This is a genomic window from Streptomyces sp. NPDC020681 (assembly GCF_044334895.1).
GTDB lineage: Bacteria > Actinomycetota > Actinomycetes > Streptomycetales > Streptomycetaceae > Streptomyces.
The window spans coordinates 265,425-277,483 of sequence record NZ_JBIRTX010000001.1 but is presented as its reverse complement, the minus strand read 5'-3'; the positions used below and the strand labels follow the sequence as shown (position 1 = coordinate 277,483).

Below are 12,059 nucleotides of genomic sequence, written 5' to 3'. Positions count from 1 at the left end.
CGGTACGAACAACTGGCAGAGCCGGCACAGCAGTTGCGGGATGGACTCGGTAAGCGCCGCCGCGACCCTGCAGCGGGCCGTGGTCCGCCGACGCCGGCGGAAAAGGCTGGAACACGACGGACGGCGGCCCGCACGGGCCGCCGTCCTGTGTGCTTGAGAGCTCTGCTTCTCGCGTCTACCACCGGTACCAGCGTGATCGCGTCCCGGCGGCCGTGGTGCTCCTCATCACAAATCCGAGGAGCCACAGGACCAGCACAACGAGTGCAATCCACCACAGTGCCTTGACGGCGAATCCGACGCCGAAGAGAAGCACCGCGAGAAGCAGTACGAGCAGGATGGGAACCATATCTGCACCTCCGTGTTCAACGTGTGCCCCGAATCCCCTTGGATACGCCGCCAATTGAGGTGCGTGTTTGTGCGGACGGGTCGCGGGCAGGCGCTATTTCGTGCTTCGGACCGGAGGCACGTCCGCTCAAGCGGTGATCCGCCGGCAGAACGGCGATTGAATCCGCAATTTCGGCGGTCGCAATCATCCGTCCGTACGTGAGGAGTGGTCGCACATCATGCGCACGCACACGAGCACACATCATCCGCACGACGACGCGCCCGACACACGGGCCGCATTCGACCGACTGGTCACACTGCCCGAAGGCCCCGAGCGCGAGACGCTGCGCGAGGACCTGGTGCACGCCTGGCTGCCGATGGCTCAGCGGGTCGCAGGGCGCTTCAGAAACCGTGGCGAGTCCCTGGAGGACCTCCGCCAGGTCGCCGCGCTCGGCCTGGTCAAGGCCGTCGACCGGTACGACCCGGGCCGGGGCCACGCGTTCGTCAGCTTCGCCGTGCCCACCATCACCGGTGAGGTCAAACGGCACTTCCGCGACCACATGTGGGCTCTGCACGTGCCGCGCCGCGTCCAGGACCAGCGCAATCGCGTCCGGGCCGCGCAGCAGCAGCTGGCCCGCACCGTGTCCGGCGCCTCTCCGACCGTCGCGGAGATCGCGGCCGAGGCGGGGCTGACGCCGGAGGAGGCGAAGGCGGGCCTGGAGGCCATCGGTTCCTTCAGCACCCTGTCGCTGGACGTCGAGCTCACCGGCGGCGAGCGCGGGTACACGATGGTCGACACGCTCGGCAGCCCCGATCCGGCGCTCGATGTCGTCATCGACCGCGAGGCCGTCAAACCGCGCTTGCGCCAACTGCCGGAACGCGAGCGGGAAATCCTCTACATGAGGTTCTTCCGGGACATGACCCAGAGCAGCATCGCCGAGGAATTCGGAATCTCCCAGATGCATGTGTCGCGGCTGATAAACCTTTCCTGCGACCGGTTGCGCCGCGAGATCATGCAGGATGCCGCATAGGCTGCGTGCGCTGTATCCGGTTCACCAGAAACAGGAGGTGTGCGGTGATGCAAGACGACGGCGGAGACGGCCGGAACCGAGGTCGCGACGAGACGGCCGAGGAAAGGGCAGACCGTCGATGGGGCGATCTCCTGCAGGAATTGCGGGTGGCTCAGACGGGCGTGCAGATCCTGTTCGGATTTCTGCTCACCGTGGTCTTCCAGCCGCGGTTCGCCGATCTGTCCCAGACCAACCAGGACATCTATACGTGCACGGTGCTGCTGGGCGCGGCGACGACCGGCGCGCTGATCGGGCCGGTCTCGTTCCACCGGCTTGTCACCGGCCAACGGCTGAAACCGCAGACGGTGGTCTGGGCCTCCCGCCTCACCGTCCTCGGCCTGATTCTGCTGTTGTGCACGATGGCCTCGTCGCTGCTGCTCATTCTGCGCGTGGTGGTCGACGACACGGCCGCGGCCTGGCTGGTGGCCGGAATGGTCCTGTGGTTCATCCTCTGCTGGTACGTCATGCCGGCCTGGGCGCGCGCCGTCCACTCGGCCGAGAGCGACGAGCCTTCAACTCCGTCGCCGTAGGCGGACCAGGAGCCGACCGGCGAGATCACGCCAACGCGTGCCGGCGGCCCAGGAAACGGGGAGTCACAAGTGCACCAAGAGTGGGGTGGGGTGGGTGCATGTACCTGTGGCCATGGCGGTACTGTGCGCGCACCGCCAGAAGGGTGGCGCGGTAACAGTGGAGGATTAAGTGACAACCATCAACAGATCGTGGCGGCGTTCAGGGACACTTGTGGCTGCCGCGGCGGCCGGTGTTCTCGCCGTGGGCATGTCCGCCGGCCCGGCGCTGGCGCACACTCCCGTGTGGTCGGTGGACTGCGCCGAGGTCAACGTGAAGCTGACCAACTACGGCAACAACTCCGAGAACACCGTGACGATCACCGTGGACGGCAAGGACCTGCTGCCCACCGAGACGTTCAAGAACGACTTCGAGAAGAAGCTCGAGCTCCCCAAGCACGACAAGGAACTCACCGTCCGCCTCGTCGTGAAGGCGAGCGACGGCGACAAGTTCTCGCGCGACGAGACCAAGACGGCGCCGGTGTGCGAGGACAACACCACGCCGCCCCCGTCGGCGACGCCCAGCCCCTCGACGCCTCCCACCACCCCTGCTCCGTCACAGACGCCGAGCGACACCCCCAGCACGGCCACCAGCTCCCCGGCCGCCCCGGCTCCCTCGCCGACGCCCAACGGTGACCTCGCCGAGACGGGTTCCTCCAGCTCCACCCCGCTGATCGCCGGCGCTGCCGCCGTGATCGTCGTCGCGGGCGGCGGCATCATGTGGGCCGCGCGCAAGCGCCGCACCACCGCCTGAGCAGGTAACGCCCAGTACTCTCACCGGCGCACCGACGCGGCCGCCCCCGTGGGCCGTCGCCGGAGCCGGTGAACGCGGGGCGGGCGGGCCGACAACGGCCCGCCCGCCCCGTTCTGTTGTGCAAGCCATCCCGGAGCGGGGGCTGTCAGGCCGCCGCGGGCGTGTAGTGCGCGGCCTCGTCGCCCTCGACGACCCGGCTCGGTGAACCGTCGACGCCGACCGGCACATCGCCCGCGACCGTCACACGGTGCAGCAGCCGCGGCAGGTCGCCGTAGTCGTCCGGCGCATAGTGCTGGGTGATGCGGTTGTCGAACAGCACCAGGTCGCCCGGCGCCCAGGTCCAGCGCACCACGTTCTCCGGCCGCGTCACATACGCCTGGAGAATCCGCAGGATGTCGCGGGACTCGGACGGCGACAGGCCGACCAGGGACTGCGCGAAGCCGCCGATGAACAGTCCGCGCTCACCCGACTCGGGGTGCACGCGCACCACCGGGTGCTCGGTGCGGTACTTCTTGGACACGAACTGCCTGCGGTGCTCGGCGGCCTTCTCGGTCTTCGGCGCCGCGTAGTCGTAGTCGTTGGTGTGCACGGCCCACAGCCGGTCGGCCAGCTCCCGCAGCGGCTCGGGCAGATCCCGGTACGCGGCAGCCGAGTTGGCGATCAGCGTGTTGCCGCCGTACGGCGGGACCACCAGGCTGCGGAGCGTGGACGCCTTGGGCGGAGTGCGCAGGAACGTGACGTCGGTGTGCCACTGGTTGGCGCGGATGCCCTCGTCGCCGTCGACCGGCAGGATGTGCGGCTGACCGTCGGCCGACGGGACGGTGGGATGCGCGGTGGTGAGTTCGCCGAAGAGCGAGGCGAAGCGGATCTGGGCCGCGTCGTCGAGTTCCTGGCCGCGGAAGAAGAGCGCCTTGTGTTCCACCAGGGCGGCGTTGATCTCGGTGACGATGGCGGGATCGAGGTCCGAAGAGATGTCGACGCCGAGAATCTCCGCGCCGATGCGGCCGCCGATCCGGCGGATGTCGAAGCCTGTTGTGGTCATGAGAGGACTGCCTTTCTCCGTACGGGATGGGTGTGGGTCGGGTGGGGGACGGGAGCGGGGGTCAGTGCGTGGCGGCCGGCCGGCCCGCCGGGCGCTCGAGGCCGTAGTGGTCGCGCAGCGTGCGGCCGGTGTACTCGGTGCGGAACAGCCCGCGTTCCTGCAGCAGCGGGACCACCTGGTCGACGAAGTCCTCGAGGCCGCCCGGCAGATACGGCGGCATGATGTTGAAGCCGTCGGCCGCGCCCTCGGTGAACCACTCCTGAAGCTGGTCCGCGATCTGCTCGGGCGTACCCGCGAAGACCCGGTGACCGCGCCCGCCGCCGAGCCGGGCGATCAGTTGGCGAATGGTGAGCTGCTCGCGCCGGGCGAGTTCGGCGACCAGCGTGAAGCGGGACTTGTTGCCGTTGATGTCCCGCTCCTGCGGGAGTTCGGGCAGCGGCCCGTCCAGCGGCAGTCCGCTCAGATCCGTGCCGAGCATCCCGGACAGCTGCTGCAGTCCGTACTCCGGCACCTGCAGAGCGGTCAGTTCGTCCTCGAGCGCCAGGGCCTCGGCCTCCGTCGAGCCGATGACCGGGCAGATGCCGGGAAGGATCTTCAGCTGGTCCGGCTTACGGCCGTACTTCGCAAGCCGTGACTTGAGGTCCTTGTAGAAGGTCTGGCCGTCGGCGAGGGTCTGCTGGGCGGTGAACACCGCCTCCGCGTACCGCGCCGCGAACTCCTTGCCGTCCTCCGACGATCCGGCCTGCACCAGCAGCGGATGACCCTGCGGCGGGCGCTGCACATTGAGCGGTCCGTCGACGCGGAAGTGGGTGCCGCGGTGGTCGATCGCGCGGACCGCGTCCTCTTCGGAGTAGACGCCGCGCTCGCGGTCGATGACGGGCGCGTCGTCCCGCCAGCTGTCCCACAGCTGCTTGGTCACATCGAGGAACTCGGCGGCGCGCTCGTAGCGCAGCGCGTGCTCCAGATGCTCCTCGCGGCCGAAGTTCCTTGCCTCGGCGACGTTTCCGGAGGTGACGATGTTCCAGCCGGCGCGTCCGCCGCTGAGATGGTCGAGCGAGGCGAACTTGCGCGCCACATGGAACGGCTCGTTGAAGGTGGTGGAGACGGTGGCGATCAGTCCGATGTGCTCGGTTGCGACGGCCAGCGCCGACAGCAGCGTGAGCGGTTCGAATCCACCGACCGCGTTGTAGCGGGCGTTGCCCCACAGCGCTACGCCGTCCGCGAGGAACAGCGAGTCGAGCCTGCCGCGTTCGGCGATGCGGGCCAGCTCCTGGAAGTACGAGAGATCGGTGATGCGCTCCGGCTGGGTGCGCGGATGGCGCCAGGCGGCGTCGTGATGGCCGGCGTTCATCAGGAACGCGTTGAGATGGAACTGGCGGTCGGGTGCGGCGGGCATGGTCGGTTCCTCAGTTTCCGGTCGGGGTGCGCCACGAGGTGAAGCGGCGCTCCAGTGCCACGAGCAGCTGGTTGAAGGCCACGCCGATGGCGGAGAGCGTGATGATCCCGGCGTACATGTCGGGGATCGCGAAGTTGAACTGTGAGGCGTTGACGAGGAAGCCGAGCCCGGCCTTTGCGCCGACCATCTCGGCGGCGACGAGGACGAGGATCGCGACCGCGCCGGCCAGCCGGATGCCGGTGAAAACGGTCGGCACGGATGCGGGCAGGATCACCTTCTGGAAGATCTTCGGCGCGGGCAGATCCATCGACCTGGCAAGCCTGAGCAGGGTCGGATCGACGCTGCGTACGGCGCTGATGGTGTTCAGCAGGATCGGCCAGGTGCACGCGTACAGCACGATCGAGACCTTCGAGGTCTCGCCGATGCCGAGCAGCAGCACAAAGACCGGCAGCAGTGCCAGCGCGGCGGTGTTGCGGAAGACCTCGAGCAGCGGTCCGAGGAGATCCGCGAGCGGCCGGTACCAGCCGATCAGCAGACCGAGCGGCACCGCGACGGCGACCGCCAGCCCGAACCCGGTCAGCGAACGGCCGAGGCTGACCTGGGTGTGCTCGACGAGCTGGCCGTTCAGCAGCAACTGCCACCAGGCGACGGCGACTTCGGAGAACGGCGGCAGGAACGTCCGGTCGACCAGGCCGAGTCGCGGCGCGGTCTCCCACACCGCCAGCAGCGCGGCGATCGCCACGGTCCGCGTGACCACGGCGAGCAGCGCTCGGCCCACGAGGTGCGGCAGGCGTTTGCGGCGGGGGGCCGCGAGCGCGAGGTCGCCGCTGTGCGCCGCGCCGTTCACATCGGCGGCCGGCAGTGACACTTCGGTCGCGGCGGCCTTCTCGGTGGTGATGGTCATGGCGTTACGGCCTCCCTCTCCTCCTGCTGCGCCCGACTGACCTCGTCGCGCAGCAGGCTCCAGATCTGATGGCGGTGGTGCGCGAACTCGGGGCTGGAGCGCGGATCGGCGTCCGCGTCCCGATCGCCGAGGTCGATCGGCACGACCTCCTTGATCCGGCCGGGGCGGGATGTGAGCACGGCGACCCGCTGCCCGAGACGGACCGCCTCGTCGATGCCGTGCGTGATGAACACGATCGTCTTGCCGGTGCGCTGCCAGATCCGCAGCAGTTCGTCCTGGAGCGACTCGCGGGTCTGTGCGTCGAGCGCGGCGAACGGCTCGTCCATCAGCAGCACATCGGGGTCGTAGGCGAGGCTGCGGGCGATGGCGACGCGCTGGCGCATACCGCCGGACAGCTCGTGCGGATGCCGGTCCTCGAAGCCGGTGAGCCCGACGAGCGCCAGATACTCCTTGGCCTGCGCGGCCCGTTCGCGGCGCGGCACCCTGGTGGCTTCGAGGCCGAACTCCACATTGCCCTGGGCGGTGCGCCAGGGGAGGAGCGCGTACTGCTGGAAGACGATGCCGCGGTCGAGCCCGGGACCGGTCACGGGCTCGCCGTCGAGCAGGATCCGGCCGGACGTGGGATCGGAGAGACCGCCGAGCAGATCGAGCAGCGTCGACTTGCCGCAGCCGCTCGGCCCGACGACGACCAGGAACTCACCGTCGGCGATGTCGAGGTCGATGCCGTCCAGCGCGGTGACGGGACGCTGCTGTTTTCCGCGTACGGGAAACGTCTTGCCGACGCCCTGGAAGCTGATTTTCGCCGTCATGGGATCAGCCCGCCGCCTTCTTGCCGTTGAATTCATTGGTGAACAGCCCGTCGACCTGCACCTGGCCCGACTTGAGGTCGCCGCGCTCGGTGAGCCAGTCGGACCACACCGACAGTTCCTGCGCCTCGATCCGGCCGCCGGGCGCCGAGACGCCGTAGGAACGCCAGTACTTGAGGGCGTCCGCACTCTCGCTGCGCTTGCGCCGGGCGAGGATCTCGGTCATCCGCGCCACGACCTCTTCGCGCGGTGTCGTACGCGACCAGTCCAGGGCCTTGCCGACGCCGGTGACAAAGGTCCGCACCGTCTCCGGGTTCTGCTTGATGAAGCGGTCGGTGAGCACATAGGTGCCGGCGCTGAAGGCCCCGCGGAGTTCGAAGTCGCTGAAGAGTTTCCGTACGCCGCCGGTCTCCAGCGCCTTGTCGCGCAGGATGCCGCCGAGTACGGCGACATCGATCTGGCGCTGGCGCAGCGACTGTTCGGTGTTGACGGGCGGAATGACGATCCGCTCGACCTGCTCGGCCTCGGCGCGGCTCAGCCCGTGATTCTTGAGATAGATGTCGAGCATCGCCTCGGCGTGCGCGCCGAGGGTGTTCATGCCGACCTTCTTGCCGATCAGATCGCGCGGCGACCGGATGGCGCTCTTCTCCAGGACGTAGTAGCCGCTGTAGGCGTCCTTGTCCGAGCCGTAATAGCTGATGACTGCCTTGATGGGGGCTTTGCGGGAAGCGAGCTTGACGACCGCGCCGTTGAACGCGCCGCCGAAGTCGATCTGGCCGGACGCGGCGGACTGGATGTCCTGCGGGCCGCTGATGGTGTTGCCCACCCAGTCGAGTTTCAGTTCGCCCAGGTAGCCGAGGGACGCCGCGAGCTCGGGCGGTGTGACCGCGCCGGCCGAGCCCTGGTAGCGGAGCGTCGTGGTGTTGCGAATGCCACTGCCGCTCGCCGTGCCGCAGCCGGCGACCGCCAGGGCAGAGAGACCGGAAAGCGCGAGGAAACCGCGTCGGGAGTACGTCATCAGTCATTCCGTTTCGGGTACGCGAAGGTGCCTGAAGCAGCGCGGAAGTGAATTCGCTGAATTCAGGAAAGAGTCGGCGCAATACGGCAGGCGAAAACAAGCGGGAGCGCTGCCGGTGAAATTGCCACGGGTTGCCCGGGCGAGGTGGGGCTGAGCGCGTCAGATGCCTCAGGAGCTGGGGTTCGACGCGGAAAGGTCAGCTGCGCAGGTGTCAGCGGCCGGCGGCACAGAGTGCGCTGGCGTGCCGTCGGAGATCGACGTGCAGGCGCGATACGAGAATGTCAGCTTGACTCACAACGGCGAGCGTGGCAGTGATTTCCGGTCACGTCAATAAGTGGCGGTAATCGTCTCGCATCGTGAATTGTTACGGATTTCTTGCGCGAATGTGGCGTGCTGACGGACCGCCATGATCACTGACCGGCAACGGTCCTGACGGCACATGTTCTCCCCGGTGTTGCCCGGGCCCCCTGGTGCGAACGTACGAGCGCCGCGAAGCTGTCCGCCGACAGCGCTTACTCCGTGCTCAACCAGCCGCATTCCAGGAGTAGTTGTGGGCCTTGGCAGAGCAAGACGGACCGTCGTGCTGGTCGCGACGGTGTCCGCACTGACGGCGGGAGCCCTGTCTCCCGCCGTCGCCGACTCCACCCCCGATCCCCGTCCGCGGGACGCCGGCGAAGTGCTGCGCCCGCTCGCCCCGCCGCCGGCAAGCGGACCCGCCGGAGCACCCAGGTCCGTCGTGGACGGCGACGGCATCGAGACCGCGCGCAGCGCCCGGCCGATCGCCCCGGGCATCCGCCTCACCTCGTACGACCGGCTCGAGTCCGACAAGTGGCTGCGTGTCGACGCGCTCTCCGTCGACCTCGACGGCAGCGGCGCGCGGGCCGACTACCTTTCGTCCGGCAAGGTCGCCGACCGCGCCACCGTGTCGCAGCTCGCCGACCGGCACGACCCCGGTCCCGGCCGGCGCACCGTCGCCGCCATCAACGCGGACTTCTTCGACATCAACCAGACCGGCGCCCCGCAGGGCGCGGGAATCAAGGACGGCAAGGTCACCCACTCTCCGGCGGCCGGCGCCAACCGGGCCGTCGGCATCGGGCCCGAAGGAGCCGGACGGGTACTCCAGCTCTACTTCGAAGGCACGCTGGCCCTGCCGTCCGGTCCGCACCCGCTGGCCGCCTACAACGCCGCCAATGTCCCCGCCGGGGGCATAGGCGCGTACACCCCGGCCTGGGGGATCGCGGACCGCGCGCTGACCGTGGACGGCGCAACTCCCGTCGCCGAAGCGGTCGTTCGGGACGGCAGGGTCGTCTCCGTGGCCGACCGGCCGGGCACCGGGCCCATCGCGCCGGACACCATCGTGCTCGTAGGACGCGAGGCCGGCGCCGGACCGCTCGCCGCGCTGCGTCCCGGCGACCCCGTGTCGATGGAGTACCGGCCGCGCACCGACAGCGGCCCCGTTCCGCGCACCGCGGTCGGCGGCCGTGAACTCCTCGTCGTCGACGGCGTACCGCAGAACCACGAAGGCGAGGGCAACAACACCGCCGCGCCCCGCACCGCCGTCGGCTTCTCCCGGGACGGCCGCGCGATGCAGGTCATCACCGTCGACGGACGCCAGGCCGACAGCGGCGGCGTCACGCTCACCGAACTCGGCGTGATGATGAAGCAGGCCGGCGCGCACAGCGCGCTCAACCTCGACGGCGGCGGCTCATCCACCCTCGTCGCCCGCGAACCCGGCAGCGACGCGCTCCAGGTGGAGAACAGCCCCTCCGACGGCAGCGAGCGCACGGTCCCCAACGGGCTCGCGCTCACCGCGCCCGACGGCAGCGGTCGGCTGCGCGGATTCTGGGTCGAGACCCGTACACCGGCGCTGAGCGCCCCGACCGCCGACCCGGTCAAGGGCGGCCATCCCGAGCGGGTGTTCCCCGGACTGACCCGACGCCTCACCGCCGCCGGATACGACGAGACGTACGGACCGGCCGCGGGCACCGCGCACTGGCGGGCCGAACGCCCCTCGGTGGGCCGGGTCGACGCGCAAGGCGTCTTCCGTGCGCGCAACAGCGGCACCACCGAGGTCCGCGCCGAGCGCGCGGGCGCGCACGGCAGCACCGAACTGACCGTGCTCGACGACCTCACCCGGATCGAGCCGACCACCCGCCGCGTCTCACTCGCCGACGCCACCGTCACCGGCATGTTCGGCATCCTCGGCCTCGACGCGCAGGGCAACAGCGCTCCCGTCGAGCCTGCCGATGTGAAACTCGACTACGACCACACGCAGTTCGAGGTGCGCGACGACGGCAGGGGCTCCTTCGCCGTCACCTCCCGCACCGGCAGCGGCGCCGGCCGGATCACGGCCGAGGTCGCCGGAGTGAGTACCGTCCTCGCGGTGAGCGTCGGTCTCGCCGAGCAGCCGGTGGCCGGCTTCGACGACGCGGCGGCCTGGACCTTCACCTCGGCGCGCGCGAGCGGCTCTGTCGCGGCGACGCCGAACGGCCAGAGCGGCACGGGCCTGGAACTCACCTACGACTTCACGCAGTCGACGGCCACCCGCGCCGCGTACGCCAACCCGCCGCAGCGGATCGCGGTCCCCGGCCAGCCGCAGTCGTTCACGCTGTGGATCAACGGCGACGGCAAGGGCGCCTGGCCGACGCTGCACCTCAAGGACGCCGCGGGCACCGACCAGTTGCTGCGCGGCCCGTATGTCACCTGGACCGGCTGGCGGCAGGTGACCTTCACCGTGCCGCCCGGGGCCGGGCTGCCGGTGTCGGTCCACCGCTTCTATCTGGCCGAGGCGACGGCCGCCCGGCAGTACACCGGGAAGATCGTCATCGATGGCCTGACCGCACAGGTGCCGCCGACCGTCGACCTGCCGGACCAGCCCCGTACGGCCGACCCGCTGATCGACTCCGCTGCCGAAACACAGGACAGGGACTGGCAGTTCGCGGTCATGTCCGACGCGCAGTTCGTCGCGCGGGAACCGGACAGCGCCATCGTGAAGCAGACCCGGCGGACGCTGCGCGAGATCAAGGCCGCCCGTCCCGACTTCCTCGTCATCAACGGTGACCTGGTCGACGAAGGAACACCGGCGGACCTGGCGTTCGCCCGGCAGATCCTGACCGAGGAGCTCGGCGACGAACTGCCCTGGTACTACGTGCCGGGCAACCACGAAGTGATGGGTGGGAAGATAGACAACTTCATCGCCGAGTTCGGTGCCACGCACCGCACGTTCGACCACCTCGGCACCCGTTTCCTGACCCTCGACACCTCCAGCCTGACGCTGCGCGGCGGCGGCTTCGAGCAGATCAAGGCGGTCCGCGCCCAACTGGACGCGGCGGCGAAGGATCCGGCCGTGAGCTCGGTGATGCTCATCGAGCACGTCCCGCCGCGTGACCCGACCCCGCAGAAGGGCAGCCAGCTGAGCGACCGCAAGGAAGCGGCGCTGATCGAGCGGTGGCTGGCCGAGTTCCGCCGTACGACCGGCAAGGGCGCCGGGCTCGTCGGCAGCCACGTCGGCGTCTTCCACGCCGAGCACGTCGACGGAGTTCCGTATCTGATCAACGGCAACTCGGGCAAGACACCGGCAGGGCCGGCGGCCGGCGGCGGCTTCACCGGCTGGTCACTGGTCGGCGTCGACAAGGTGTCCCGCGGCGAGCAGTCGGCCGGCAGGCACAGGCCGTGGGAGGGGATGCCGGACTGGGTCTCCGTCCAGACCCGCGCCCATGTCGACGCGCTCGCGCTCGAAGCACCGGCGGTGCTGCCGCCCGGCCGCACCGAGGACGCGTCGGCGAAGGTCACGCAGGGTGTCCGCGAGGTCCCGGTCGCCTTCCCGTTGAGCGCGGACTGGACAGGGTCGCCGAATCTGTACATCGGTGATCCCGAGAACGCCCGGCACCGGCACGTGGCGGCGTTCGACCCGGCGACCGGCAGGCTCACCGGCCTGCGACCGGGGACGGTCACGCTGGCCGTCACCGTGGGCGGAGTCACCGAGCGGGCCGGGATCCGCGTCACGGCCGACAGCGCGGCACCGGCCGCGGAGGCGCGCCGCAACCGGGTGGCCTAGGGCCTCGGCGCAGCGCCTGAGCATGAGCGCGTGCACGGCGGGCGGGCGCCCTCTTCCCCGGGGCCCGCTCGCCGTGCGGGAAACACCCGCAGCGGGCAGCCTTGGTGATGGGCGGTGCGGAG

11 protein-coding genes are annotated in these 12,059 nt (G+C 69.8%); 4 read left to right on the top strand and 7 right to left on the bottom strand.

Annotated features, from left to right (window positions below; all coding sequences use genetic code 11):
* Nucleotides 1-175: 175 nt before the first annotated feature.
* Nucleotides 176-346 (bottom strand): hydrophobic protein, encoded by a 171-nt coding sequence (locus tag ACH4YL_RS01115; protein WP_398503526.1) that lies wholly within the window; start codon nucleotides 344-346, stop codon nucleotides 176-178.
* 217 nt (nucleotides 347-563) lie between these two features.
* Between ACH4YL_RS01115 and ACH4YL_RS01110 the strand changes: the two genes are divergently transcribed.
* The 3 genes from ACH4YL_RS01110 (at nucleotide 564) to ACH4YL_RS01100 (ending at nucleotide 2,714) form a co-directional block, all read left to right on the top strand.
* Nucleotides 564-1,355: a SigB/SigF/SigG family RNA polymerase sigma factor gene (locus ACH4YL_RS01110; RefSeq protein ID WP_398503525.1), complete on the top strand. Its 792-nt coding sequence runs from the start codon at nucleotides 564-566 to the stop codon at nucleotides 1,353-1,355.
* Between the two features lie 47 nt (nucleotides 1,356-1,402).
* Nucleotides 1,403-1,924 (top strand): DUF6328 family protein, encoded by a 522-nt coding sequence (locus ACH4YL_RS01105; protein ID WP_398503523.1) that lies wholly within the window; start codon nucleotides 1,403-1,405, stop codon nucleotides 1,922-1,924.
* 169 nt (nucleotides 1,925-2,093) lie between these two features.
* Nucleotides 2,094-2,714, top strand: a complete 621-nt coding sequence (locus ACH4YL_RS01100; RefSeq protein ID WP_398503521.1) for an LAETG motif-containing sortase-dependent surface protein — start codon at nucleotides 2,094-2,096, stop codon at nucleotides 2,712-2,714.
* A gap of 145 nt (nucleotides 2,715-2,859) precedes the next feature.
* Here ACH4YL_RS01100 and ACH4YL_RS01095 read toward each other — a convergent pair whose 3' ends face one another.
* The 6 genes from ACH4YL_RS01095 to ACH4YL_RS01070 form a co-directional block, all read right to left on the bottom strand.
* Nucleotides 2,860-3,756 carry a TauD/TfdA dioxygenase family protein gene (locus ACH4YL_RS01095; RefSeq protein WP_398503519.1) on the bottom strand — a complete coding sequence of 299 codons (897 nt, stop codon included), beginning with the start codon at nucleotides 3,754-3,756 and terminating at the stop codon, nucleotides 2,860-2,862.
* A 61-nt stretch (nucleotides 3,757-3,817) separates the two neighbouring features.
* Nucleotides 3,818-5,152: an LLM class flavin-dependent oxidoreductase gene (locus ACH4YL_RS01090; protein ID WP_398503517.1), complete on the bottom strand. Its 1,335-nt coding sequence runs from the start codon at nucleotides 5,150-5,152 to the stop codon at nucleotides 3,818-3,820.
* Between the two features lie 10 nt (nucleotides 5,153-5,162).
* A complete protein-coding gene (locus ACH4YL_RS01085) occupies nucleotides 5,163-6,056 on the bottom strand; it encodes an ABC transporter permease (protein ID WP_398503515.1) in 894 nt (297 codons plus the stop codon).
* Nucleotides 6,053-6,865: an ABC transporter ATP-binding protein gene (locus ACH4YL_RS01080; RefSeq protein WP_398503513.1), complete on the bottom strand. Its 813-nt coding sequence runs from the start codon at nucleotides 6,863-6,865 to the stop codon at nucleotides 6,053-6,055. Before ACH4YL_RS01080 ends, ACH4YL_RS01085 begins: the two co-directional genes overlap by 4 nt.
* Nucleotides 6,866-6,869: 4 nt before the next feature.
* Complete coding sequence (locus ACH4YL_RS01075) at nucleotides 6,870-7,880, bottom strand: ABC transporter substrate-binding protein (RefSeq protein WP_398503511.1); 1,011 nt, start codon at nucleotides 7,878-7,880, stop codon at nucleotides 6,870-6,872.
* A gap of 211 nt (nucleotides 7,881-8,091) precedes the next feature.
* Complete coding sequence (locus ACH4YL_RS01070) at nucleotides 8,092-8,175, bottom strand: putative leader peptide (RefSeq protein WP_351446407.1); 84 nt, start codon at nucleotides 8,173-8,175, stop codon at nucleotides 8,092-8,094.
* A gap of 255 nt (nucleotides 8,176-8,430) precedes the next feature.
* Between ACH4YL_RS01070 and ACH4YL_RS01065 the strand changes: the two genes are divergently transcribed.
* Nucleotides 8,431-11,937 carry a phosphodiester glycosidase family protein gene (locus ACH4YL_RS01065; RefSeq protein ID WP_398503510.1) on the top strand — a complete coding sequence of 1,169 codons (3,507 nt, stop codon included), beginning with the start codon at nucleotides 8,431-8,433 and terminating at the stop codon, nucleotides 11,935-11,937.
* The last annotated feature ends 122 nt before the right edge of the window (nucleotides 11,938-12,059 follow it).

What these genes read in the sequence shown, in the direction of transcription:
- ACH4YL_RS01115 (WP_398503526.1), bottom strand. Translation starts at nt 346, where the DNA reads ATGGTTCCCATCCTGCTCGTACTGCTTCTCGCGGTGCTTCTCTTCGGC.
- ACH4YL_RS01110 (WP_398503525.1), top strand. Translation starts at nt 564, where the DNA reads ATGCGCACGCACACGAGCACACATCATCCGCACGACGACGCGCCCGAC.
- ACH4YL_RS01105 (WP_398503523.1), top strand. Translation starts at nt 1,403, where the DNA reads ATGCAAGACGACGGCGGAGACGGCCGGAACCGAGGTCGCGACGAGACG.
- ACH4YL_RS01095 (WP_398503519.1), bottom strand. Translation starts at nt 3,756, where the DNA reads ATGACCACAACAGGCTTCGACATCCGCCGGATCGGCGGCCGCATCGGC.
- ACH4YL_RS01090 (WP_398503517.1), bottom strand. Translation starts at nt 5,152, where the DNA reads ATGCCCGCCGCACCCGACCGCCAGTTCCATCTCAACGCGTTCCTGATG.
- ACH4YL_RS01085 (WP_398503515.1), bottom strand. Translation starts at nt 6,056, where the DNA reads ATGACCATCACCACCGAGAAGGCCGCCGCGACCGAAGTGTCACTGCCG.
- ACH4YL_RS01080 (WP_398503513.1), bottom strand. Translation starts at nt 6,865, where the DNA reads ATGACGGCGAAAATCAGCTTCCAGGGCGTCGGCAAGACGTTTCCCGTA.
- ACH4YL_RS01075 (WP_398503511.1), bottom strand. Translation starts at nt 7,880, where the DNA reads ATGACGTACTCCCGACGCGGTTTCCTCGCGCTTTCCGGTCTCTCTGCC.